Genomic DNA, 22,606 nt, shown 5'->3' with positions numbered 1-22,606 from the left:
ACATTAAAAAATGAGCCAAATCGGAGACACCGGATGAATGCTCGCACCTTGCCTTTCGGCCCGCCTGGCCACGATGGCCCGGACGAAACCATCGACATCGCCATCATCGGCACCGGCTTCGCCGGGCTGGGGATGGCGATCCGCTTGCGGCAAACAGGCGTGACCGACTTCGTCGTCCTCGAGAAGGCCGCATCGGTCGGCGGCACGTGGCGCGACAATCATTACCCCGGGTGTGCATGCGACGTGCAATCGCACGTCTATTCGTTCTCGTTCGCGCCGAACCCGCGCTGGACGCGCATGTTCGCGCCGCAGCCGGAGATCCGCGCGTATCTGGAAGACTGCGTGCAGCGCTTCGGCATCGGCCCGCACCTGCGCCTGAATCACGAACTGCAGCGCGCCGAGTACGACGAAACCGCGCAACGCTGGCGCCTCACGTTCGCGAACGGCAAGCGGCTGTCGGCGCGCGTGCTGGTGTCGGGCATGGGCGGGCTGTCGCGCGCCGCGCTGCCGGCGATCCCCGGCGTCGAAAGTTTCCAGGGCCGCGCGTTCCATTCGCAGCAGTGGGATCACGACTACCCGCTCGAAGGCAAGCGCGTCGCGGTGATCGGCACCGGCGCGAGCGCGATCCAGTTCGTGCCGCAAATCGCGCCGCGCGTGAAGGAACTCGCGCTGTTCCAGCGCACGCCGCCGTGGATCATGCCCAAGCCCGACCGCAACCTGACCGGCTTCGAGAAATGGCTGTTCCGCACGCTGCCGTTCACGCAGAAGGCCGTGCGCAGCGGCATCTACTGGATGCTCGAATCGCGCGTGCTCGGCTTTGCGATCCATCCGTCGCTGATGAAGAACGTGCAGAAGCTCGCGCTGCGTCACATCCGCAAGCAGATCCCCGATCCGGCGCTGCGCAAGGCCGTCACGCCGAACTACACGCTCGGCTGCAAGCGCGTGCTGATCTCGAACGACTACTACCCGGCGCTGTCGCGCAAGAACGTCGACGTGATCACGACCGGCATCGACCACATCGAAGCCGACGCGGTCGTGACGACCGACGGCAAGCGTCATGAAGTCGACTGCCTGATCTACGGCACCGGCTTCCAGGTCGCCGATCCGTATCCGCGCGGCGCGATCGTCGGCCGCGGCGGCCTCGACATCGTCGACGCGTGGCGCGACGGCGCGCACGCCTACCTCGGCACGGCGCTGCCCGGCTACCCGAACTTCTTCATGATCGTCGGCCCGAACACGGGCCTCGGCCACAACTCGATGGTGTTCATGATCGAGTCGCAGATCGAATACATCCTCGGCGCGCTGCAGGCGATGCAGCGCGAGCGCGCGGATGCGGTCGAGGTGCGCCCGCTCGTCGAGGCGCAGTTCAACAGCGACCTGCAGGGCAAGCTCAAGAAGGCGATCTGGTCGACGGGCGGCTGCAAGAGCTGGTACCTCGACCCGCGCACCGGCAAGAACACGACGCTGTGGCCGGGCTTCACGTGGCGCTTCCGCCAGGCGACCGCGCGCTTCTCGATCGCCGATTACCACGCGTATGGCGCGCCGCGGCACGATACGACCGCGCGGCCCGTCGCCGCGTCCGCCGCTTCCGCTTCCACTTCCACTTCCGCCGAAGCGGCCTGAGCCAGACAAGGAGCCACCGACATGAGAGATTTCGCCAACAAGGTCGCCGCGATCACGGGTGCCGGCTCGGGCATGGGCCGCGCGCTCGCGGTCCAGCTCGCGCAGGCCGGCTGCCACGTGTCGCTCGCCGACAAGAACGGCGTCGGCCTCGCCGAAACCGAGCGGATCGTCCGCGCGATCGCACCGAACGTGCGCGTGTCGACGCGCATGCTCGACGTCGGCGATCGCGACGCGATGTTCGCGTGGGCCGAAGACACCGCGAAGGAGCACGGCAAGGTCAACCTGATCTTCAACAATGCGGGCGTCGCGCTGTCGAGCACGATCGAAGGAATGGAATACAGCGATCTCGAGTGGATCGTGAACATCAACTTCTGGGGCGTCGTGCACGGCACGAAGGCGTTCCTGCCGCACCTGAAGGCCTCGGGCGAGGGCCACGTGATCAATACGTCGAGCATCTTCGGGATCTTCGCGCAGCCGGGCATGAGTGGCTACAACGCGACCAAGTTCGCGGTGCGCGGCTTCACCGAATCGCTGCGCCAGGAACTCGACATGATGAAGTGCGGCGTGTCGGCGACCTGCGTGCATCCGGGCGGCGTCCGCACGAACATCGCGCAGTCGAGCTGCGTCGCGAAGAACATGATCGGCTTCCTGATCCAGAGCGAGCAGCAAGGCAAGGACAACTTCGAGAAATTCTTCATCACGAGCGCCGACGATGCCGCGCGCACGATCCTCGCCGGCGTGCGCAAGAACAAGCGCCGCGTGCTGATCGGCCGCGATGCGAAGGGCGCCGACTGGATGGCGCGCATCATGCCGGCCGCCTACCAGGCGATCGTGGTGCTCGTGTCGCGCCGCGAGGCCGCGAAGGCCCGCCGCGAGGCCGCCCGCTACGGTGCGCCGGCGGCCGCTCCGCTTCACGCCCCCTACAACAACGCAGGCAATCAGGCAGGAGAACAATCATGACGAACCCGAACATGATGCCGGTGCGGCGCGACATCCGTTTCGCGCTGCCGCCCGAACGCGCGAAGGACTGGCACGTCCAGGGCGTGCCGGTCACGCACTTCATGAACGCGCTATCGCTGCTGTTTCCGGCGGGCGAGCGCTTCTTCATGGATTCGGTGCGCCACTACCGCGACCGCATCGAGGATCCGGAGCTGAAGAAGCAGGTGCTCGGCTTCATCGGCCAGGAAGCGATGCACACGCGCGAGCACATCGAGTACAACGACCTGCTGCAATCGTCCGGCCTGCCCGCGCACAAGCTCGACAAGCGGCTGTGGACGATCCTCGGCTTCTTCAAGAAGACCTTGCCGCATTCGATGCAGCTCGCGATCACCATCGCGCTCGAGCACTACACGGCGATCCTCGCGAACCAGCTGCTGTCGGGCCACGAGCACCGGATCGACGGCTCGGTCGAAGGCTATCAGCAGATGTGGATGTGGCACGCGATGGAGGAAACCGAGCACAAGGCCGTGTCGTACGACGTATGGAACGCCGTGATGAAACCGGGCCTGGGCAGCTACCTGCTGCGCACCTGCACGATGCTGCTGACGACCGTGATGTTCTGGACGATCGTGTTCGACTTCCACGTGCGGCTGATGCTGGCGCACCGTCGCAAGCACGGCAGGTTCGGCGGCATGTGGCGCCTCGTGAAATATCTGTACAGCCCGAAGACCGGCGTGTTCCCGAGCATCGCCGGCGAATGGCTCGACTACTTCCGCCCGGGCTTCCATCCGTGGGACCACGACAACCATCAGTACCTGCAGGGCCTCGACACGCTGCTCGAGAACATCGACGCGACCAACGCGCGCCATGCAGCGCAGGCCGCCCCGCGCCGCGTGCCGCTGCATCCGGTTGCGCAGGCATGACGTCATGGCGCGCGCGCACGAGATGCTGACCGTCCGCTCCGGCGACGTGAAACTCGCCGTGTATGTCAGCGGCCCGCGGCGCGCGCCGCCGCTGATCCTCGTGCACGGCTATCCCGATTCGGCGGCCGTGTGGGCGCCGGTGCGCGCGCGGCTCGCGAAGCGCTACCGCGTGATCGCCTACGACGTGCGCGGCGCCGGGGCGTCCGATGCGCCGCGCCGCCGCGCGGATTACGCGCTCGCGCGGCTCGCGGAAGACCTGAAGGCCGTCGCCGACGCGACCTGCGGCAACCGGCCGTTTCATCTCGTCGGTCACGACTGGGGGTCGATCCAGTGCTGGGAGGCCGTGACCGATCCCGCGTTCCGCGGCCGGATCGCGTCGTACACGTCGATCTCCGGGCCGTGCCTCGACCACGTGTTCCGCGCGAAGATGCGGCTCAAGCAGAGCCTGAAGTCGTGGTACATCGCGTTCTTCCACCTGCCGGTCGTGCCGTCGCTGGTGTGGCGGCTCGGCGGCGCCGCACTGTGGCCGCGCTGGTTGCAGTTGACCGAGCGCGTGCGGCCCGAGCGCGATCCCGCGCAGTTGAAGAACGCGCTGAACGGCTTGCAGCTTTACCGCGCGAATTTCCTCGCACGGGCGAGACAGCCGCGCGAGCGGTATGCGCAGGCGCCGGTCCAGATTCTCGTGCCGGTGCGCGACCGCTACGTGACGCCCGAGATGTCGGTCGATCTCGAGCGCTGGCTCGGCGAGCACGTGCGCGAGGAAATCGACGGCGCGCACTGGATCGTGGTGCGCGATCCGGAGCTGATCGCGGCACGGATCGACCGGTTTGCCGCGGCTCATGAAAGACGGGCGCCAGCGGCGGCACCCGCGACGGCGAGCGCAGCGGTTCAGCGCAATGCCGGCAGGCGCTTGAACAGCGTTTCGTAGTCGATCACGAGCCCGTCGGCATCGATGTCCATCTCCGCCGTGAAATTCCGGAAGATCCCTTCGTAGCGGTAGCGCCGGCCGGGCTCGATGCAGGCGTAGGCCTGCTTGACCGGCGCGACGGTCAGATCCGGCGTCGAGATGTACGCGACGTCGATCGGCCGCCGCTCGCCGCGCGCGAGACCGAGGCGGCCGATCGGCAGCGAATTCGTAAACGGCGTCGCCGCGATGTCGATGTCGACGCAGCCATCCAGTTCCGGCAGCGCGCGGCCCGAACCGTCGCGCCAGTGCCCGGCGCCGTCGCCATGCAATTCGAGCGTGCCGCCGCCCATCACCCTGAGCACCGCATACCTGACCCGCCACTTCGGATCGCACTCGACCCGGTACGCAAGCCCGTACGCGCGGCCGTACCGCTGGCCGACCACGGCGCTTTCGACGACGATGCCGGTTTCAACACGGTCGAACGTCAGGTGTTCGATTCCGTCGCCCTCGAGCGACGCCCAGCGCACTTCCCGCATCGTTCCTCCGAAAACGGTAACGAGGATCCAAATTTACTACCAGAGCGAACAAATCTCGCGAAAACGCTAACGGGCGTTCCGAATACCTGCTCTCTCCGCCCCAATTCGGGGCATCCAACTCAAATCCCGAGTATCCAGAATTCCCTATTCCGGTGCATGGGATAGTGTCCTATGCTCGCGGCTCGTCCTGCTCCACCGCCGCCATGCCTACCGCCCGCCCTCCCTCGCCGTCGATCGACCTGCGCATCCTGCTGCGCAGCATCGGACAGATCGTGCTGCAGGCGAATGCGTTCACCGGCGCGATGCTGGTCGCCGCACTCGCGCTGACCGACCTGCGGCTCGCGTGCGCGGCGCTGGTCGGCGCAGCTGCCGCGAACGTGACCGCGGTGCTGACCGGCGCGGAACGCCGCGCCGTCGAACAGGGTCTGCACGGTTTCAACGGCGCGCTCGCCGCGCTGGTGGCCGTCCTCTTCGCACCCGCCACGCTGGCGCTCGTGCTGGCACCGCTCGCCGCGATCGGCGCCGCGCTCGTGCAGCACGCAATGCGCACCCCGCTCGCGAAATGGCGCCAATGCCCGTATTCGAGTCCGTGCCTTGCGGCCACCGCGCTGTGGCTGCCGTTTGTCGCGGTGCAGCATGCAAGCGGCGTCGCGACGGATGCGGCGCCGACGCTTTCCTCGGTCGCCGCCGTCCTGCTGTCGGGCGTCGCGCAAACCGTCTTCGCACAAGGCGCGTGGGCCGGTATGCTGATCGTTGCAGGCATCGCGGTCGCATCCCGCCGCGCAGCCGCGTTCGCACTCGGCGGCGCGATCGTATCGACCGTGCTGCTGGTCGCACTCGGCGCAGGAGACACCGGATTCACCGACGGCCTGCTCGGCTTCAACGGCGCGCTCGCCGCGCTTGCGCTGATATCGCGCGGCACACGCGCGGCGCTCGCGGCGGCCGCACTGGCCGCGCTGATCCAGTGGCTCGCGACGCACGCGGGCATCACTGCGCTCACGGCCCCGTTCGCGCTCGCGTCGTGGATCACCGTGGCCGTCGTGCGCCGCTTTACCCTCGGAGAACCCGATGTCGTCATTCGCACACCGTCCTGACACCGTGAAGCCCGGCGGCCCGATCTCGGACGCCGAGCGCCGGATGCGCGTCGATCTCGCCGCCGCGTATCGCCTCGTCGCGCTGAACGGCTGGGACGACCTGATCTACACACATCTTTCCGCGACGGTGCCGGGCGAGCCCGGCCATTTCCTGATCAATCCGTTCGGCCTCACGTTCGACGAAGTCCGTGCATCGAATCTCGTGAAGATCGACCTGGCCGGCAACCGGATCGGCGACAGCGAGCACGCGGTCAACGTGACGGGCTTCGCACTTCATGCGGCCGTCCATGCCGCTCGGCCGGACGCCGTCTGCGTGATGCATCTGCACAATACGGCCGGCATCGCCGTGTCGATCCAGCGCGACGGGCTGCTGCCGGCATCGCAACACGCGCTGCGGTTTCACGGTGACCTCGCGTATCACGACTACGAGGCGCTCGGCTTCTCGCCGGCCGAAGGTGCGCGGCTGACCGCCAGTCTCGGCGCGAAATCCGCGATGCTGCTGCGCAACCACGGCACGCTGACGGTCGGCCGGACCGTCGCCGAAGCGTATGTGCTGATGGATACGCTGATCAAGGCGTGCGACATTCAGGTGCGCGCGCAGGCAGGCGGCGGGCCGCTCGTGCTGCCCGAGCCGGCCGTCGCCGCCCGCACCGCCGAGCAACTGCGCGACGGCGGCGCGATCGAGGGCAAACTGGAATGGCCGGCGCTGCTGCGTCGCCTCGACCGCATCGATCCGTCGTATCGCGACTGACGCCGCCAGCGTCCAGACGAACACGAACCGATTCCCCCCAACCATCGGAGCATCCAATCATGCCGACTTTCAATATCCAGTTGTTCGAAGGCCGCACGGTCGAGCAGAAACGCGCATTCGTCGAAGCGATCACGCGTGCCACATGCGAGACGCTCGGCTGCGACCCGGGCTCGGTCGACATCATCCTCGCCGACGTGAAGAAGGAGAACTGGGCGACGGCCGGGAAGCTGTGGAGCGACGAGCTCTGATACCGGCCCGTTCAGCGTCGCCGGAACCTCCCGGGCGATACGCGCTCGAACCGCGGTGACACCCGACCGAACGCGCCGCACGACGCGGCGCTAGAAGGAGACCGCATGATCGACGACAAACGTATCGCCACCGCACTGAACGACATGATCCTGTCGATGGGCGCGCAACTGGATCAATCGCTGCGGCAGGTCAACGAAACCTGTCCGTCCGATGAATTCGTCGCCTATCGCGAATTCGTGTCGCAGGTATTGACCACGATGCTGCTCGACTTCATGAACCCGCTCTACGCGCGGCACCCCGACCTGAAGCCGCCGGACCTCGCTTGACCCTCCCGCGCAGCGCCGCACACGCGCGCTGCGTGCGGCCCTTCCTTCCCTGCTCCTCGTTGTGCGCCCGCACATCGCCCCGTCACGCAATCGGCGCATAATGCCGAACACACACGCAGCAGCCAATGGCCACCCGACCAGGAGACCGCCATGGAAGCGAAGAACGAAGAAGTCGTCGCACACCTGCTCTCGGATGTCGTCGAATTCGCGCGCGGGCGCCTGCCCGAAGCCACGTTCCGGATCGTCGAACCGTTCCTGCGTCATTACTACGACTTCGTCGACGCCGACGATCTGCAGGATCGCAGCATCGCCGACCTGTACGGCGCCGCGATGGCGCACTGGCAGACCGCCCAGAAATTCGTGCCCGGCAGCGAGCGGTTGCGCGTGTACAACCCGATCCTCGAGCAGCACGGCTGGCACTCGGACCACACGGTGATCGAGATCGTCAACGACGACATGCCGTTCCTCGTCGACTCGGTGACGATGGCGGTGAACCGCCTCGGGCTCGCGCTGCACTCCGCGCTGCACCCGGTGTTCCGCATCTGGCGCGGCAGCAACGGCGGGATCGAGCGCGTCGACGCCGGCGGCGCGACGGCCGCCGACGGCCAGTCGCAGCTCGCCTCGTTCATCCATTTCGAAGTCGACCGCTGCGGCGACGCCGCGCTGCTCGACACGCTGCGCGACGACATCGCGCGCGTGCTCGGCGACGTGCGCGCGTCGGTCGAGGACTGGCCGAAGATCGTCGACATCGCGCGCGCGACGATCAAGGACATGAAAGCCCGCGAATCCACCGCGGAAGACATCGAGGCGCGCGCATTCCTCGAATGGATGGCCGCCGACCACTTCACGTTCCTCGGCCAGCGCGACTACTCGCTGGTATCGGACGCGTCGGGCTTCGGGCTGCGCGGCGTCGAGGGCTCCGGCTTCGGCCTGCTGCGCGAATCGCTGCGGCCGTCCGGCGCGCCGGACGTGACGCCGCTGCCGCCGGCCGCCGCCGAGATCATCACCGGCCCCTGGCCGATCTTCCTGACCAAGGCGAACTCGCGCGCGACCGTGCACCGGCCCGGCTACCTCGACTACGTCGGCGTGAAACTGGTCGGCGCCGACGGCAAGGTGATCGGCGAGCGCCGCTTCATCGGGCTCTACACGTCGACCGCGTACATGGTGTCGAGCGCCGAGATCCCGATCGTGCGCCGCAAGTGCGCGAACATCGTGCGGCGCGCGGGCTTCCTGCCGAAGGGGCATCTCGGCAAGTCGCTGGTGACGGTGCTCGAAACCTATCCGCGCGACGAACTGTTCCAGGCCGACGAAGACCAGCTCTACGACATCGCGCTCGGCATCCTGCGCCTGCAGGAACACCAGCGCACGCGCCTGTTCGTGCGGCGCGACCGTTTCGACCGCTTCGTATCGTGCCTCGCGTTCGTGCCGCGCGACAAGTACAACACCGACCTGCGCCGCCGCATCGCGAAGCTGCTCGTCGACGCATACAACGGCGTGAACGTCGAATTCACGCCGCTGCTGTCGGAATCGGCGATCGCGCGGATTCATTTCGTCGTCCATGCCGAACCGGGCACGATGCCCGACGTCGACACGCGCGAGCTCGAAGCGCGGCTCGTGCAGGTCGCGCGCCGCTGGCAGGACGATCTCGCGGACGCGCTGCTCGACGCGTTCGGCGAAGAGCAAGGCAACCGGCTGCTGCAGCACTATGCGGAATCGTTCCCGGCCGGCTATCGCGACGACTATCCGGCGCGCACGGCCGTGCGCGACATCGAGTTGATCGAGCGCGTGAAGGAGTCGGGCCAGCTCGCGATGAACCTGTACCGCCCGATCGAGGCCGGGCCGCGCGCGTTCCGCTTCAAGGTGTATCGCGCGGGCGACCCGATCGCGCTGTCGCGCAGCCTGCCGATGCTGGAACATCTGGGCGTGCGCGTCGACGAGGAGCGGCCGTACCGGATCCAGACGCAGGATGCCGCACCCGCCTGGGTACACGATTTCGGCCTTGAACTCGCCGACGACACCGAGTTCGACATCGAGCGCGTGAAGGGCCTGTTCGAGGATGCGTTCGACCGGATCTGGAGCGGCCGGATCGAGAACGACGACTTCAACCGCCTGGTATTGCGCGCCCACCTGAGCGCCCGCGAGGTCACGATCCTGCGTGCGTATGCGAAATACCTGCGGCAGGTCGGCTCGACGTTCAGCGACGCGTACATCGAGCGCGCGCTGACCGGCAACCCGGCGATCGCACGGCAGCTCGTCGAGTTGTTCCTGCTGCGCTTCGACCCGGCCACCGGCGGCACGCGCGACGTGCAGGCCGAACACCTGCTGAAGGCCATCGAGACGGCACTCGACCAGGTGCCGAACCTCGACGAGGACCGGATCCTGCGCCAGTTCCTCGGCGTGATCAACGCGACCGAGCGTACCAACTATTTCCTGCTCGACGCGAACGGCGAATCGAAGCCGTACCTGTCGTTCAAGTTCAATCCGGCGAAGGTGCCCGGCCTGCCCGAGCCGAAGCCGATGTTCGAGATCTGGGTGTATTCGCCGCGCGTCGAGGGCGTGCACCTGCGCGGCGGGCGCGTCGCGCGCGGCGGGCTGCGCTGGTCCGATCGCCGCGAGGATTTCCGCACCGAGGTGCTCGGGCTGATGAAGGCGCAGATGGTGAAGAACGTCGTGATCGTGCCGGTCGGCTCGAAAGGCGGCTTCGTCGTGAAGAACCCGCCGCCGCCGAGCGATCGCGAAGCGTGGATGCGCGAAGGCATCGCGTGCTATCAGACGTTCCTGCGCGGCCTGCTCGACCTGACCGACAATCTCGCCGGCAACACGATCGTGCCGCCGCCCGACGTGGTGCGGCACGATCCCGACGATCCGTATCTCGTCGTCGCGGCCGACAAGGGCACGGCCACCTTCTCCGACTACGCGAACGCGATCTCGCACGAATACGGCTTCTGGCTCGACGATGCGTTCGCGTCCGGCGGCTCGGTCGGCTACGACCACAAGAAGATGGCGATCACCGCGCGCGGCGCGTGGGAATCGGTGAAGCGGCATTTCCGCGAGATGGGCGTCGATACGCAGACGACCGACTTCACCGTGGTCGGCGTCGGCGACATGTCGGGCGACGTGTTCGGCAACGGGATGCTGCTGTCGCCGCATATCCGGCTCGTCGCGGCCTTCGATCACCGGCACGTGTTCCTCGATCCGAACCCCGACCCGGCGACAAGCTTCGCGGAGCGCGAGCGGATGTTCGCGCTCGAACGCTCGAGCTGGGCCGACTACGACACCTCCGTGATCTCGCAGGGCGGCGGCGTGTACGCGCGCACCGCGAAGACGATCCCGCTGTCGCCGGCCGTGCAGGCCGCGCTCGGCATCGACGCGCAAGCGCTGCCGCCGACCGAGCTGATCCGCGCGATCCTGCAGGCGCCGGTCGACTTGCTGTACAACGGCGGCATCGGCACCTATGTGAAAGCCACGCACGAAACCCACCAGCAGGTCGGCGATCGTGCGAACGACGCGGTGCGCGTGAACGGCGCGGACCTGCGCTGCAAGGTCGTCGGCGAAGGCGGCAACCTCGGCTGCACGCAGTTCGGCCGCATCGAGTTCGCACAGCGCGGCGGCCGCATCAACACCGATGCGATCGACAACTCGGCGGGCGTCGATTGTTCGGATCACGAAGTCAACATCAAAATCCTGCTCGGCCTCGTCGTCACCGACGGCGAGATGACAGAGAAGCAGCGCAACACACTGCTCGCGGAAATGACCGACGAAGTCGGGCTGCTGGTGCTGCGCGACAACTACTACCAGACACAGGCGCTGTCGATCGCGGGCCGCTACAGCGTCGAGCTGCTCGACGCCGAGGCGCGCCTGATGCGCTGGCTCGAACGCGCGGGCCGCCTGAACCGCGTGATCGAGTTCCTGCCGACCGACGACGAGATCGCCGAACGGCAAACCGCGAAACAGGGCCTGACGTCGCCGGAGCGCGCGGTGCTGCTCGCCTACAGCAAGATGTGGCTGTACGACGCGCTGCTCGAATCCGACGTACCGGAGGATCCGCTCGTCGCCGCGATGCTCGTCGACTATTTCCCGACGCCGCTGCAACAGCGCTTCAGCGAACCGATGCAGCGCCATCCGCTGCGTCGCGAGATTCTCGCGACGCACCTGACCAACGCGCTCGTCAACCGCGTCGGCTGCGCGTTCGTGCACCGGCTGATGGAGGAAACCGACGCGAAGCCGGGCGACATCGTGCGCGCCTGCATCATGGCGCGCGACGTGTTCGATCTCGATGCGGTGTGGCGCGATATCGACGCGCTCGACAACCGCGTCGCCGACGACGTGCAGGCGCGCATGTTCGTCGACGTCGCACGGCTGCTGGAGCGCGCGGCGCTGTGGTTCCTGCGGCACCTGCAGTCGGGCGCGGTCGCCGACGGCGGCGTCGCCGGCTTGATCGCGCGCTGCCGCGACGCGGTGCAGCGCCTCGCGCCGCAATTGCCGGCGCTGCTGCCGACGAGCGATCTCGAAGCATTGTCGGAGCGGCAGCGCGTACTGGTGGACGCCGGCGTCGACAGCGCACTCGCCGGCCGCGTCGCGAACGGCGACATCTCCGCCGCGCTGCTCGACATCGCCGAAGTGGCCGCGACCTGCGATCGCAGCCTCGAGCTGGTCGCGGGCGTGTACTTCTCGCTCGGCACGCTGCTGAACTACCGGTGGATCGGCGAACGCGCGGCCACGCTGCCGGCGCCGACGCACTGGGACATGCTGGCGCGCGCGGCCGCGCTCGCGGAAATCGCGCGGCTCAAGCGTACGCTTGCCACCAGCTCGCTGGCGGAATCGGCCGACTCGACGGCGCCGGAGACGATCGTCCACGCGTGGCGCGAACGCCGCGAAGCCGCGCTGGAGCGCTACGAACATCTGCTCGCCGATCTGCGCGCGTCGGGTGGTGCGAGCCTCGCGGTGCTGCTCGTGATCGTGCGCGAGATGGCCGTGCTGGAACGCGCGTGACGGGTGACCGCGGCGTTACACCGTCGCGACCAGCAGTTCTTCCGCGTTGTTCGGCGGACGCAGGCCGTCGGTACGATCGGCGAAGTAGCGGCGCGTGAGCTCGGCGGCCGACACATGCTCGGCCCGCGCGAAGCCGGCCTGCGTCGCGAGCGCGCGGATTTCCGCCGGCATGAAGAAGCTGATGAACGGCGTGCCGCTCGCGCGCGCGCCCTTCGCGGCCATTTCGAGCCCCGGGCGTATGTCCGGATCCGCATGCTCGAGCGGCAGCAGGAAGGTCATCGCGAACGTCGAACCCGGCGCGAGCGACGCGACTTCGCGTAGCGCCGCCGCGTTCGCGTCGCGCGTCAGGTACATGCTGACGCCGGTGGACACCACGACCGCCGGTTTGCCTGCATCGAAACCCGCGCCAACGAGCGCGTCGCGCCACGACTGCTTCGCCTCGAAATCGACCGGCACGAACCGCAGCCAGTCCGGCACGCCGAAACCGAGCTCGGTCAGGCGGCGGTGCTTCCACGCCTGCGACGCGGGCGGATCGACTTCGAAGACGGTCAAGCGCGACGCCATCTCGGGCCGGCGCTGCACGAAGCTGTCGAGTCCCGCACCGAGGATCACGTACTGGCTCACACCCTGCGCGGCCTGCTCGACGACGAGATCCTCGATGAAGCGCGCCCGCGCGACGATCGATGCGCGAAACGGTCGCGTGAACTGCGGATCCATGTCGCCACGCTGCTGCCAGCCGGGCGCCGGTGCAAGCAGGCGCAGCCCGACTTCGTCGGCGAGCACGTGTGGCGGCGCATCGAGTTCGACGTGCAGCGCGCGCCACAGCGCGACGCGGGCGGCGGTGCTGTCGGGGGCGTCCCGATGGTTCTGATGGTCCTGATGGAGGTCGCTCATCGCCGCGGCCTCACTCACCCGACCCGCTCGGCGTACCCGGCGCCTGCAGGCGCCATACGCGGCCGTCGGGGTCTCGCACGGTCATGTCCCGCGTGCCCCAGTGCGTATCCTCGAACGGCGTGACCACGTCGACGATCGGCTGCGGCCGGACCGACTGTTCGTCGGATACCGTCAGCACCACCTGCATGTCCGGCGTCTCGCTCGTCGGCACTTCGGCGATGAACAGATACGGGCCGTCGCCGCGCCTCAGCTGGCCCGACGCGTGATCGGTTTCGAATTCCAGCGTGAAGCCCAGCGCCTGGAAGAACTTCGCCGACTTACCCCAGTTGTGCGTCGTCAGGTACACGGCTTCGATTCGCCCGGATGACATGTCACTCCTCCTTGGTGGACGGCCCGGCTCCCGGTGGCGGAGCGGCCAGATACGCGCGCAATGCGTCGGCCACCAGCGCGGACAGCGACTGCTCCGTTTCGATGGCGCGATGCTTGACCTGCCGGATCAGGCTCAACGGCAGGTACACGTTGAACTGCTTCACTTCTTCGTCGCTCATGATTACTAGTATGCTAGCAAAATAGCAAAAGTCAAACACGGAACGGAATCGGCGGCGTGGCGCGTGGCGGACGCCGACGCCGGCCATGCCGCCGCTCGCCACGCGCTCACGTCATGTTGGCCCGCGCCGCCACCCGCGCGAACAGCGCGTCGAGATCGAAGCCGGTCGTGTCGATGCCGATCGTGTCGCGCAGGCACGCGCCCCACGCCGCCGCGTCGTCGAAGGTGACGGTGCGCCCCGCGCCCGCCGCGTCGCGCAGCGTCAGCGTGGTGTTGAACAACGCCGCGCGGCCGTCCGGCAGCACGCGGCACGCGATCAGGTCGTTCACGAAGATCGATTCGGGATACGTCGACGTGAACCAGTTCGCGGCGTCGTAATCGATCCACTCGGCCCGCTTCAGCGAGAAGCGATAGGTCGTCTGCCAGCCTTCGGGAATCTCGAACTGCATGTCGAACTCGCCGTCGACCGGCGCGCCGACGACGCGAAACGCGCCGTGCGGCGTCAGTTGCCGCTCGTCCGGCACGAAGCGCAGCGGCGCGGTCAGCGTCGCGCTGCCGAAGCCGATGTCCGCGAGCCACGTCGCGCCGTCGAGATCGATGCGCAGCAGCATGTGCGTCTGCGCGGTGACCACCTCGGGCGGCCGCATCCAGCGCACGCGTGCGATCAACGGCGTCACGCGGAAACCGATGTGCGTGAGCGCGGCGTAGAACAGCTTGTTGAGTTCGAAGCAGTAGCCGCCGCGGCGGTGCGCGACCACCTTGTCGACGATCGCCGGCAGGTCGAGCGCGACACGCGCGCCGGTCAGCGGATTGAGGTTTTCGAAGGGGATCGCCTGTGGGTGCAGCAGATGCAGCCGGCGCAGCACGTCGAGCGTCGGCTCGGCCGGGCCGTCGTAGCCGATGCGAGCGAAATAGCGCGGGAGGTCGAACGAGTCAGTCATGAACCGGCACCGGAAACGGGGAACACGCCACGATAGCATCGAGCGTAATCCCCATGTTGCGCGGGGCCTTCCCGGCGCGCGGCCGGCAACGTTACGGCAGCAGCTTCAGCGCGGACGACGCGACCGCCGGCACCGAGATGCCCTGGCTCGTCGCGAACTGCACGGCCTGGCTGAGCGTCGACGTGAGCGACTGCAACTGGCCCGGCGCGCTTTGCGCTATATACGACGCGGCCTGCATGTTCTGCGGATTGAGGCCCGCCTGCAGCAGCGATGCGGCGCTGGTCGAACCGAGACTGCCGAGCCCCGACTGCAGCTGCGAGTACTGCGTGAGGCCCTGGCCGAGCGATGCAAGGCCGTTGCTGAACGCCTGCTTGTCGACCTGGCCGTGCGTCGCACCGCCGCTCGCGAACGCCTGGCCGAGCGCCTGCGACACCGACTGCTGCGCGCCGCCCATTTGCGACAGCGCGGCCGGCGTCAATGCGTTGCCGCCGCCAAGCAGGCCGGCGGCCTGCTGCGCCTGCCCGGCCGCGCCGGTGAGCCCCATCGCCGACGCGAGCGACGACTGGCCGGCCAGCACCTGCTGGTTCGCGCCGACGTACGCCTGCAGCAACTGCGCGACGCCGCCCTGCGACGGCGCGGCCTGCTGCTGCCCGCCGCCGAGCAGCGACGATCCGATCGATTGCAGGTCGAGTTGCGCATGCGCGCTGCCGTTGACACCCAGCAGGATGCCGAATGCGATGCCTGCCGATGCCACGTACTTGCCCGTCGCGCGAATGTGCTTCATCTGTTTCCCTCGTGCCCGAATTATTGAGGCAGACATTGTCGAAGCGCGTCGCGCGCCGCCGCAACGACTGAAACACATCGAAACGAAATCGCGCGCCGCGGCCGCTTGCAATTCCGCCGCCGTCCGGGCTCGCCGCGCGCATTCGTCCGCATTTGCCGCGCGATCTCGAGCGCGCGTCAAGATTCGTTCCTTGCCCGCATCAATATCGCTGGTTGCGGGCCGCCCGGGATCGCGGCCGCCGCGTGCGTCAAGCAGCCATCCAGGCCGGCAGCCGCCGGCCGACCCAGTCGGCCGCCTGCTCGTAGCCGCGCGCGAGCTGCAGCACCGCGAGATCCGCGCGCGGCCGGCCGATCAGTTGCATCCCCATCGGCAGCCCTGCGTCGTTGAAGCCGACCGGCACGCTGATCACCGGGCAGCCGGCCAGCGTCCACGGCACGACCGTTTCCATCCAGCGGTGGTAGGTATCCATCGCGCGGCCGGCGATTTCCTTCGGCCAGCGCTGCTCGACGTCGAACGGGAATACCTGCGCGGTCGGCGCCGCGATGAAGTCGTAGCGATCGAAGAAGCTGAGCACGGCCTGATGCCACGCGGTGCGTTCGATGCTCGCGTCGAACACCTCGGCCGCCTGCATCGCGAGCAGCCCTTCGACCTCGTAGATCGCCTCGGGCTTGAGCAGCGCACGCCGTGCCGGATCGCGATAGTGTGCGAGCAGCCCGCCGCCGGACAGCAGATGCCGATGCGCGAGCCACAGACGCCAGATCCGGTCGGGCGCGAACGCCGGCAGCGCCGCATCGACGTCGCAGCCGATCTCGCGCAGCGTCGCGAGCCCCTTTTCGCACTGCGCGAGCACGCCCGGCTCGGTCGCGAGATAACCATGCCAGTCGCCGACCCACGCGATGCGCTCGCCGCGCAGGTCCTTGTCGAGCGACTTCGTGAACACGACGGGATCTTCCGCGAGCGACAGCGGATCGTTCGGGTCGTAGCCGGCCTGGATCGACAGCAGGTGCGCGACGTCGCCGACCGTGCGGCCCATCGGCCCTTCGATGCCGAGCTGCTGCATGAACACGTCGACGGCCGGCCAGCGCGGCACGCGGCCCTGCGACGGACGCAAGCCGTAGATGTTGCAGAACGCGGCCGGATTGCGCAGCGAGCCGCCGAAGTCGCTGCCGTCCGCGACCGGCAGCATGCGCGCGGCGAGCGCCGCCGCCGTGCCGCCGCTGCTGCCGCCCGCGCTCTTCGTCAGGTCGTACGGATTGCGCGTCGCACCGTGGACCTCGTTGAACGTGTGCGAGCCCAGACCGAACTCCGGCGTGTTGGTCTTGCCGATGAAGATCGCACCCGCCGCGCGCATCCGCCCGACACCGACCGAGTCGGCCTGCGGCACGTGATCGCGGAAGATCGGCGAGCCGTAGGTCGTCCGCAACCCTTTCGTCATCGCGAGATCCTTCGGCGCCTGTGGCATCCCGTGCAGCCAGCCGTGATATTCGCCGCGGGCGAGCGCCGCGTCCTTTTCCGCGGCTTCGGCGAGCAGCGTGGCGCGATCGCGCAGCGAGACCAGCGCGTTCACCGCGCCGTTCACGCGCTCGATGTGATCGAGATACGCACGCATCGTTTCGACGCAGGAGACCGCCTTGCTGCGGATCGCCGACGCGAGCTCGCCGGCCGACAGGCGCACGATCGGGTCGACGGTGATGGAAGCGGGGGCGAGAAGCTGCGGGGCGCCGTGCGGCATGCGAGGTCTCCTGGAATCGGAAGGGAATGGCGGGCCGCGTGGGGTGGCCGCACTCGGTCCCGAGCGGCCGGCAATGGGCCTGGAATGGGCGGGAGGGGCCGCGCCGCGACCGATGCTCTACTCTACGCGACGCCCGATGGCCGACCTTCGATATTTTCCGCCGCGATTCATTGAAGATCCGACTAAATCGGCGCGCCGCCCGGGAGGACCGGAGCGGCCGACCGGCTGATGAAAACGTTTATGCGCATAAACTTAAATTTCTTATATTTCTAATAGGCGCGACACAACGCGACGGCCGGCGTTAACGGCATTTTTACGCGGCCGCCCGATCTCTTTAGATCGAGTGATCCGGCGGCGCGCTACGCTGGAAACATCTCGATTCCGGAGCATCTTCCATGCTCAAGCTGCTGGTTCCTGTCGGTCATTCGCCCCGTTCGCTTCAGGCGGTCCGACACGCGACCTTCCTGTATCGCGAACGCTGCGCGTCGGAGATCGTGCTGATCAACGTACAGCCGCCGCTCGAAGCGACGCGGCTCGAGGCGTTTCACCCGCTGTCGCGGCTGCGCTCGATCGAGGACAAGTTCGCGTGCGACGATCTGGCGATGGCCGAGCGGGTGCTGCGGGAAGCAGAAGTCCGGTACAGCGTCGTGAAGAAGGTCGGGCCGGTGGCCGACACGATCGCGGCCGTCGCAGCCGAGACGGGCTGCGACGAAATCGTCGTCGTCGCGCCGCGGCACGATCCGGTTCATACGATGCTGTCGATGTTCCGCCGCAGCGTGATGAGCCGGCTCGTGCGGATTTCGAATGTGCCGGTGACGGCGGTGCGATAAGCGGCTGATCGCAGCCGCGTCGCCGTCGTGTTGTGCGGCACCGCGCCGTCAAGCTCGATGCGCACCGGCGTGACGACGTCTTCATGGACCCGCTCAGGCGGATCGTTTCATTCGCGTCGACGCGAGGATGCGTCGTGCACGGCGCAAAGCCGTCGTGTGCCATGTACCGATACTGCGACGCGCACGCGTGCGCCGTCGCGCAGCATCGACCTGCTTACTGGATCGCCTTGCGCCAGAACACGAGATAGGCCGCCGCTGAAGACGCGCCCAGCAGAATGACCCACAACGGCGCCATGCTGATCAGGACCGAAGAGACGTTAAGCATTTGGATTCCTCACTATTTCGATAGCGATGTTCAACATGTACCGCTGCATTCGGAACCGCTGCGCCCATCGCTTGCCGCGCATCGCGTTCCGCCAGAACTTGCATTCATGCTATCGCTTCGCCCCGTAGCGCGACCGTCTCGCCCTGCCCGTACCCTGACATTCGTCAAACTCGGATCGATTGCGCGCCGGTCCGGCCAAACACCGCCCCTTTCCCCGCCGCGATGGGCAAAGAAAGGACGCCATTACGTCGGCCGACGGACATTTCAGCAGACGATTACCCGGGGAAGCCCCAATGCTTCGCACATCGTGTCCGCGTTACGCTTGAGCGACGAGGAGACGAATCATGAGACGAGTGGTACACATCGCTTTTTTCGCGCTGCTGGCCTACCTGATTGGCGATCGGGCGCTGCTGCATGCGCAAGGCCGCGACGCCAGTCCGACGGCGTGCTCGCAAGGCGCCGAGCAGGTGAAATACGACGCGCTCAGCCGCGGCTTCGGCAACGCGGCAGCCAGCAGCCAGAGCGAGGCATTCAAGTCCGGCTGTCTCGTGAGCGGGCGCGGCAATCAGGATGCCGCGATCGCGGCGCGTTGAGATCGAACAGGCGCCGCCGTGTCGGCAGCGCCCGTGTCGCGCCGCGTGGCCGGGAGCGGTCGCGACCGGCGCCTTCCATCCTTGGTGCTCCGCGCTACCGGCCCTGACCTGCCGGTAGCCGGCACTACACCGTCAATGCCGCACTCGACGAACCGATGAGCGGCCTGCACGACACTTCAAGCAAATCCTTGCCATAGCGGCAGAGGCAAAATCGCCTGGCAACGCCCGTCGATGTCCCGATTCGGATGCGCTCGTTCATGCGCGCGCCGTCCGCCCAACTTCCCCTATCCTCGCTTCCCGCGCGCCGCCCGTAGCGGCTTTCTGCTGCGCTGGGCTGCGCGACCGAAACCCATTCCGCCCGGGCACGCCGATTGCGGCTTCCTTGTCCTTCATCACGGGCCGCCGCCAACATGAACGACCAAGAGTCCATCGATTCCGCACAACCTCGTCCGTCCGCGACGACGTGGCTCCGGCGCCTCGGACCGGGCCTCGTCACCGGCGCCGCCGACGACGATCCTTCCGGCATCGGTACCTATTCGCAGGCGGGTGCACAGTTCGGCTTCGAACTGCTCTGGTCGCTGCTGCTGACCTATCCGCTGATGACGGCCATCCAGCTGGTCAGCGCGCGCATCGGCCGCGTGACGGGCAAGGGCCTCGCGTCGAACATGCGCACGCACTATCCGCCGTGGCTGCTCTATGCCACCGTCGCGCTGCTGACCATTGCGAACGTGATCAACATCGCGGCCGACCTGTCGGCGATGGGCGCGGCGGTCAACTTGCTGCTGCACGGCCCGCAAGAGCTCTATGTCGTCTGCCTGGGCGGCGTGTCCGTCGTGCTGCAGATTTTCGTGCCATACGACCGCTACGCCCGCCTGCTCAAATGGACCGCGCTGACCCTGCTCGCCTATGTCGCGGTCGCGCTGATCGTGCCCGTCCCGTGGGGCGAAGTCGGCCGTGCGATCGTGCTGCCGCATATCCAGTTGAACGCCGCCTACCTGACGACGATCATCGCCGTGCTTGGCACCACGATCAGCCCTTATCTGTTTTTCTGGCAGGCCTCGCAGGAAGTCGAGGAATTGCGCGCGGCGCCGAACCAGGAACCGCTGCGAAGCATGCCTCACCAGGCGCCCGCTCAGTTGCGCCGGATCAGCGTCGATACCTGGGTCGGCATGGGCGTGTCGAACATCATCGCGTTCTTCATCACGCTGACGGCGGCGGCGACGCTCCACATGCATCACATCGACGTGAAGACGTCGGCGGATGCCGCACGGGCACTCGAGCCCGTCGCCGGGCACTTCGCGTACGTGTTGTTCGCGCTCGGGATCATCGGCACCGGCCTGCTGGCGCTGCCGGTTCTCGCGGGATCCGCCGCCTATGCGGCCGCGGGCACCTTCCGCTGGCGCAACAGTCTCGCGTTGCGGCTGGGTGTCGCGCCCGAGTTCTACGCCGTGATCGCATTGGCGATCATCGGCGGCGTCGCGATCACGTTCATGCATTTCGACCCGATCCGCGCGCTCTACTGGAGTGCGGTCATCAACGGTGTGACGGCCGTGCCGATCATGTTCGTGATGATGCTGATGGCCGGCAGCAGACGCATCATGGGCGAATTCGCCGTCAGGGGCGTGCTGGCATGGGGCGGCTGGCTCGCGACGCTCGCGATGGTGATCGCGGCGATGGGCGTGTTCGTGCCGGGATGAACCGCACCGCCGCCCCACCCTGCCGGCGCTTCGCATCGCCGGATCAACCGGCATCGCGCGGTGCACGCGCACCGGGAACGCATGCCGCCCGATGGAAGGAGGACGCATCGTGACGAAGAAAACCGCCGGATCGGCACGGCTGCCGACCTGCGACCAGCGCGCGCACATTCTCGCCAGCCTGCGCAGCCGCAAGATGGCGCGCTCGATACACACCTATACGCGCGGCAGCGCCGAGCGCTTCTACGCATGGCTGGCGGACCATCGATCCGGCACGTTGCCCGACGGTCCCGCGATATGGATCGGCGGCGATTGCCATCTCGGCAATCTGGGGCCCGTCGCGTCGAAGACGGGTGAAGTCGCCGTGCAGATTCGCGATCTCGACCAGAGCGTGATCGGCAATCCGGTCCACGATGTGCTGCGTCTGGGGTTCTCGCTCGCCACCGCGGCGCGCAGCTCCGATCTGCCGGGCATCATCACGTGGCGGATGATCGAGGCGCTCATCGACGGATACGAGCAGGCGTTCGACAGCCGGCGCCGCGACGAACTCAGCCACATGCAACGCCCGACCGAGGTGAAGATCGCGATGAAGGCGGCGCTGCATCGATCGTGGCGGAAACTCGACCGGCAGACGATCAGTAACACCACGCCACACATCCCGTTGGGCAAACGCTTCTGGCCGCTATCGGAACGGGAGCGGCGCGCCATCCACACCCTGTTCGAATCCGCACCGGTTTCGACGATCAGCGCCGCGCTCAGCCGCGCGGCACGCAGCGACGCCAGCATGAAGGTGCTCGACGCCGCCTTTTGGGTGAAGGGCTGCAGCTCGCTGGGCCGGCGCCGCTTCGCGGTGATGCTCGATATCGACGACGCGTGTTCCGATGGCCATCCGCCCTACCTGATCGACATCAAGGAAGCCACGGCCGCCAAGGCGCCGAAACAGCCGGGGGTGCGCATGCCGCGCGATGCCGCACAACGGGTGCTCGAAGGCGCGCGGCACGTGTCGCCGATGCTGGGAAGCCGGATGTGCGCGGCGCGCCTCGACGGGCGCTCGGTCGTCATGCGCGAATTGATGCCGCAGGATCTGAAACTGGACGCGGAACGACTGTCGGAGGCTGACGCGGTGAAAGTCGCACGATACCTTGCGCTGGTGGTCGGCCACGCGCATGCCGCGCAGATGGACAACACGACGCAACGCGCGTGGCACGCCGAGTTGCGTCGCCAGCGTCCGAAGACCCTCGACGCGCCTTCGTGGCTGTGGCAAAGCATCATCGAACTGATGGCCGCGCATGAACAAGCGTATCTCGAGCATTGCCGGCGCCATGTGCTCGGCAAGGCGGTCCGCTGAATCGACGCACGGTCATGCGCCGCGAACGATCCGCGCGATCAGCCGCTCTGCGGGCGAATCACCAGCTCGTTGAATCCGGTGCCCGCATCGGGTTCACGGGAGAAACGATGCGCGGGCAACAGCACGAGCAGTATCTCGGCGGTCGTACGCACCACGCAGCCGCTCGCGACGTGCCCGCCCGATACCCGGCCTTGCGCGTCGGAAACCGACATGTGCAGGTGCGCACCGTCCGGCGAGACCGAACCGGCCAGCGTCAGGATTTCGAGGTCGCCGCGCAGTTCGGTCGGTGAGTCGACGCCGGCAAAGCGCAACTGCGCGACGTTCAGGCTGCCGATGCCCTGGATCACGAACGCGGCATGTGCGCCCAGCCCGCGCAACGCGTGCTCGATAGCGGCGCGCAGATCGTCGCCGGGGGAAAGACGCAGAGGATGGGCTTGCATGGTCGATCACCTGCTGGTGGAGGCGTGGGTTTCGACAAAGCGTACGTTCGGCCAGGCAATCCGGCAAGCCGCCTCGTGCGAAAACGACAAAGGCCCGGACATCGTCCGGGCCTTCCGTGTCAGCCATTGCAGCCGTTG

Annotated in this window: 21 protein-coding genes; 13 read left to right on the top strand and 8 right to left on the bottom strand. The window is 67.5% G+C overall.

The annotated features are described in order from the left end of the window. The first annotated feature begins 33 nt into the window (after window positions 1–33). The 4 genes from F3J14_RS12825 to F3J14_RS12810 are packed head-to-tail and all read left to right on the top strand — an operon-like array spanning window position 34 to window position 4,413. Window positions 34–1,623 carry an NAD(P)/FAD-dependent oxidoreductase gene (locus F3J14_RS12825; protein ID WP_166723303.1) on the top strand — a complete coding sequence of 530 codons (1,590 nt, stop codon included), beginning with the start codon at window positions 34–36 and terminating at the stop codon, window positions 1,621–1,623. 21 nt (window positions 1,624–1,644) lie between these two features. Beyond that, on the top strand, window positions 1,645–2,583 hold the full coding sequence (locus F3J14_RS12820; protein ID WP_166723302.1) for an SDR family oxidoreductase: 939 nt from the start codon (window positions 1,645–1,647) through the stop codon (window positions 2,581–2,583). After that, window positions 2,580–3,485 (top strand): metal-dependent hydrolase, encoded by a 906-nt coding sequence (locus F3J14_RS12815; protein WP_166723301.1) that lies wholly within the window; start codon window positions 2,580–2,582, stop codon window positions 3,483–3,485. Before F3J14_RS12820 ends, F3J14_RS12815 begins: the two co-directional genes overlap by 4 nt. A gap of 4 nt (window positions 3,486–3,489) precedes the next feature. Further along, complete coding sequence (locus F3J14_RS12810) at window positions 3,490–4,413, top strand: alpha/beta fold hydrolase (RefSeq protein WP_166723300.1); 924 nt, start codon at window positions 3,490–3,492, stop codon at window positions 4,411–4,413. Here the strand turns inward: F3J14_RS12810 and F3J14_RS12805 are convergent. After that, the gene (locus F3J14_RS12805; RefSeq protein ID WP_166723299.1) at window positions 4,374–4,928 is read right to left on the bottom strand and encodes a putative glycolipid-binding domain-containing protein; all 555 of its coding nucleotides are present in this window, start codon (window positions 4,926–4,928) and stop codon (window positions 4,374–4,376) included. The two genes, F3J14_RS12810 and F3J14_RS12805, sit on opposite strands and share 40 nt — an antisense overlap. 203 nt (window positions 4,929–5,131) lie before the next feature. Here F3J14_RS12805 and F3J14_RS12800 point away from each other — a divergent pair, with 203 nt between their 5' ends. The 5 genes from F3J14_RS12800 (at window position 5,132) to F3J14_RS12780 (ending at window position 12,340) form a co-directional block, all read left to right on the top strand. Next, on the top strand, window positions 5,132–6,022 hold the full coding sequence (locus F3J14_RS12800) for an urea transporter (RefSeq protein WP_166723298.1): 891 nt from the start codon (window positions 5,132–5,134) through the stop codon (window positions 6,020–6,022). Beyond that, window positions 5,997–6,773: a class II aldolase/adducin family protein gene (locus F3J14_RS12795; protein ID WP_166723297.1), complete on the top strand. Its 777-nt coding sequence runs from the start codon at window positions 5,997–5,999 to the stop codon at window positions 6,771–6,773. The genes F3J14_RS12800 and F3J14_RS12795 overlap by 26 nt, the downstream gene beginning before the upstream one ends. A 59-nt stretch (window positions 6,774–6,832) precedes the next feature. Continuing rightward, a complete protein-coding gene (locus tag F3J14_RS12790; RefSeq protein ID WP_011659070.1) occupies window positions 6,833–7,021 on the top strand; it encodes a 4-oxalocrotonate tautomerase in 189 nt (62 codons plus the stop codon). A 105-nt stretch (window positions 7,022–7,126) separates the two neighbouring features. Then, window positions 7,127–7,348 carry a hypothetical protein gene (locus tag F3J14_RS12785; protein ID WP_166723296.1) on the top strand — a complete coding sequence of 74 codons (222 nt, stop codon included), beginning with the start codon at window positions 7,127–7,129 and terminating at the stop codon, window positions 7,346–7,348. Between the two features lie 150 nt (window positions 7,349–7,498). Continuing rightward, window positions 7,499–12,340, top strand: a complete 4,842-nt coding sequence (locus tag F3J14_RS12780) for an NAD-glutamate dehydrogenase (RefSeq protein ID WP_166723295.1) — start codon at window positions 7,499–7,501, stop codon at window positions 12,338–12,340. Between the two features lie 15 nt (window positions 12,341–12,355). Here F3J14_RS12780 and F3J14_RS12775 read toward each other — a convergent pair whose 3' ends face one another. The 6 genes from F3J14_RS12775 to F3J14_RS12750 form a co-directional block, all read right to left on the bottom strand. Beyond that, window positions 12,356–13,234: a class I SAM-dependent methyltransferase gene (locus F3J14_RS12775; protein ID WP_166723294.1), complete on the bottom strand. Its 879-nt coding sequence runs from the start codon at window positions 13,232–13,234 to the stop codon at window positions 12,356–12,358. Between the two features lie 10 nt (window positions 13,235–13,244). Next, window positions 13,245–13,604: a VOC family protein gene (locus tag F3J14_RS12770; protein WP_166723293.1), complete on the bottom strand. Its 360-nt coding sequence runs from the start codon at window positions 13,602–13,604 to the stop codon at window positions 13,245–13,247. Window position 13,605: 1 nt separating this feature from the next. Continuing rightward, complete coding sequence (locus F3J14_RS12765) at window positions 13,606–13,782, bottom strand: ribbon-helix-helix domain-containing protein (protein WP_105831255.1); 177 nt, start codon at window positions 13,780–13,782, stop codon at window positions 13,606–13,608. A 106-nt stretch (window positions 13,783–13,888) separates the two neighbouring features. Then, entirely contained in the window at window positions 13,889–14,722 is an 834-nt protein-coding gene (locus F3J14_RS12760; protein WP_166723292.1) for an arylamine N-acetyltransferase, read from the bottom strand. Window positions 14,723–14,813: 91 nt separating this feature from the next. Beyond that, the gene (locus F3J14_RS12755) at window positions 14,814–15,506 is read right to left on the bottom strand and encodes a hypothetical protein (protein ID WP_166723291.1); all 693 of its coding nucleotides are present in this window, start codon (window positions 15,504–15,506) and stop codon (window positions 14,814–14,816) included. 247 nt (window positions 15,507–15,753) lie between these two features. Next, the gene (locus F3J14_RS12750; protein WP_166723290.1) at window positions 15,754–17,238 is read right to left on the bottom strand and encodes an amidase; all 1,485 of its coding nucleotides are present in this window, start codon (window positions 17,236–17,238) and stop codon (window positions 15,754–15,756) included. A gap of 395 nt (window positions 17,239–17,633) precedes the next feature. On the opposite strand from F3J14_RS12750, the gene F3J14_RS12745 reads away from it, so the two are divergent. The 4 genes from F3J14_RS12745 (at window position 17,634) to F3J14_RS12730 (ending at window position 22,028) form a co-directional block, all read left to right on the top strand. Next, window positions 17,634–18,068: a universal stress protein gene (locus F3J14_RS12745; RefSeq protein ID WP_166723289.1), complete on the top strand. Its 435-nt coding sequence runs from the start codon at window positions 17,634–17,636 to the stop codon at window positions 18,066–18,068. Between the two features lie 669 nt (window positions 18,069–18,737). Further along, entirely contained in the window at window positions 18,738–18,986 is a 249-nt protein-coding gene (locus F3J14_RS12740; RefSeq protein WP_166723288.1) for an adhesin, read from the top strand. Window positions 18,987–19,396: 410 nt separating this feature from the next. Then, on the top strand, window positions 19,397–20,683 hold the full coding sequence (locus tag F3J14_RS12735) for an Nramp family divalent metal transporter (RefSeq protein WP_166723287.1): 1,287 nt from the start codon (window positions 19,397–19,399) through the stop codon (window positions 20,681–20,683). A 109-nt stretch (window positions 20,684–20,792) separates the two neighbouring features. Continuing rightward, window positions 20,793–22,028, top strand: a complete 1,236-nt coding sequence (locus F3J14_RS12730) for a DUF2252 family protein (protein ID WP_166723286.1) — start codon at window positions 20,793–20,795, stop codon at window positions 22,026–22,028. Window positions 22,029–22,066: 38 nt separating this feature from the next. On the opposite strand, the gene F3J14_RS12725 is transcribed toward F3J14_RS12730, so the two are convergent. Beyond that, window positions 22,067–22,468, bottom strand: a complete 402-nt coding sequence (locus F3J14_RS12725) for a PPC domain-containing DNA-binding protein (protein ID WP_166723285.1) — start codon at window positions 22,466–22,468, stop codon at window positions 22,067–22,069. Window positions 22,469–22,606: the final 138 nt, after the last annotated feature.

Source organism: Burkholderia sp. Tr-862, assembly GCF_011753085.1.
Classification (GTDB): domain Bacteria; phylum Pseudomonadota; class Gammaproteobacteria; order Burkholderiales; family Burkholderiaceae; genus Burkholderia; species Burkholderia ambifaria.
Note: the sequence above shows the minus strand (reverse complement) of the source record. Positions and strands in the feature narration are given on the sequence as shown.

Bases quoted from the DNA above. Each gene is read 5' to 3' on its own strand.
- F3J14_RS12780 (WP_166723295.1), top strand. From the start codon at position 7,499: ATGGAAGCGAAGAACGAAGAAGTCGTCGCACACCTGCTCTCGGATGTC.
- F3J14_RS12735 (WP_166723287.1), top strand. From the start codon at position 19,397: ATGAACGACCAAGAGTCCATCGATTCCGCACAACCTCGTCCGTCCGCG.
- F3J14_RS12745 (WP_166723289.1), top strand. From the start codon at position 17,634: ATGCTCAAGCTGCTGGTTCCTGTCGGTCATTCGCCCCGTTCGCTTCAG.
- F3J14_RS12755 (WP_166723291.1), bottom strand. From the start codon at position 15,506: ATGAAGCACATTCGCGCGACGGGCAAGTACGTGGCATCGGCAGGCATC.
- F3J14_RS12740 (WP_166723288.1), top strand. From the start codon at position 18,738: ATGAGACGAGTGGTACACATCGCTTTTTTCGCGCTGCTGGCCTACCTG.
- F3J14_RS12815 (WP_166723301.1), top strand. From the start codon at position 2,580: ATGACGAACCCGAACATGATGCCGGTGCGGCGCGACATCCGTTTCGCG.
- F3J14_RS12800 (WP_166723298.1), top strand. From the start codon at position 5,132: ATGCCTACCGCCCGCCCTCCCTCGCCGTCGATCGACCTGCGCATCCTG.
- F3J14_RS12725 (WP_166723285.1), bottom strand. From the start codon at position 22,468: ATGCAAGCCCATCCTCTGCGTCTTTCCCCCGGCGACGATCTGCGCGCC.
- F3J14_RS12820 (WP_166723302.1), top strand. From the start codon at position 1,645: ATGAGAGATTTCGCCAACAAGGTCGCCGCGATCACGGGTGCCGGCTCG.
- F3J14_RS12790 (WP_011659070.1), top strand. From the start codon at position 6,833: ATGCCGACTTTCAATATCCAGTTGTTCGAAGGCCGCACGGTCGAGCAG.
- F3J14_RS12770 (WP_166723293.1), bottom strand. From the start codon at position 13,604: ATGTCATCCGGGCGAATCGAAGCCGTGTACCTGACGACGCACAACTGG.
- F3J14_RS12760 (WP_166723292.1), bottom strand. From the start codon at position 14,722: ATGACTGACTCGTTCGACCTCCCGCGCTATTTCGCTCGCATCGGCTAC.
- F3J14_RS12765 (WP_105831255.1), bottom strand. From the start codon at position 13,782: ATGAGCGACGAAGAAGTGAAGCAGTTCAACGTGTACCTGCCGTTGAGC.
- F3J14_RS12805 (WP_166723299.1), bottom strand. From the start codon at position 4,928: ATGCGGGAAGTGCGCTGGGCGTCGCTCGAGGGCGACGGAATCGAACAC.
- F3J14_RS12775 (WP_166723294.1), bottom strand. From the start codon at position 13,234: ATGAGCGACCTCCATCAGGACCATCAGAACCATCGGGACGCCCCCGAC.
- F3J14_RS12795 (WP_166723297.1), top strand. From the start codon at position 5,997: ATGTCGTCATTCGCACACCGTCCTGACACCGTGAAGCCCGGCGGCCCG.
- F3J14_RS12810 (WP_166723300.1), top strand. From the start codon at position 3,490: ATGGCGCGCGCGCACGAGATGCTGACCGTCCGCTCCGGCGACGTGAAA.
- F3J14_RS12750 (WP_166723290.1), bottom strand. From the start codon at position 17,238: ATGCCGCACGGCGCCCCGCAGCTTCTCGCCCCCGCTTCCATCACCGTC.
- F3J14_RS12825 (WP_166723303.1), top strand. From the start codon at position 34: ATGAATGCTCGCACCTTGCCTTTCGGCCCGCCTGGCCACGATGGCCCG.
- F3J14_RS12785 (WP_166723296.1), top strand. From the start codon at position 7,127: ATGATCGACGACAAACGTATCGCCACCGCACTGAACGACATGATCCTG.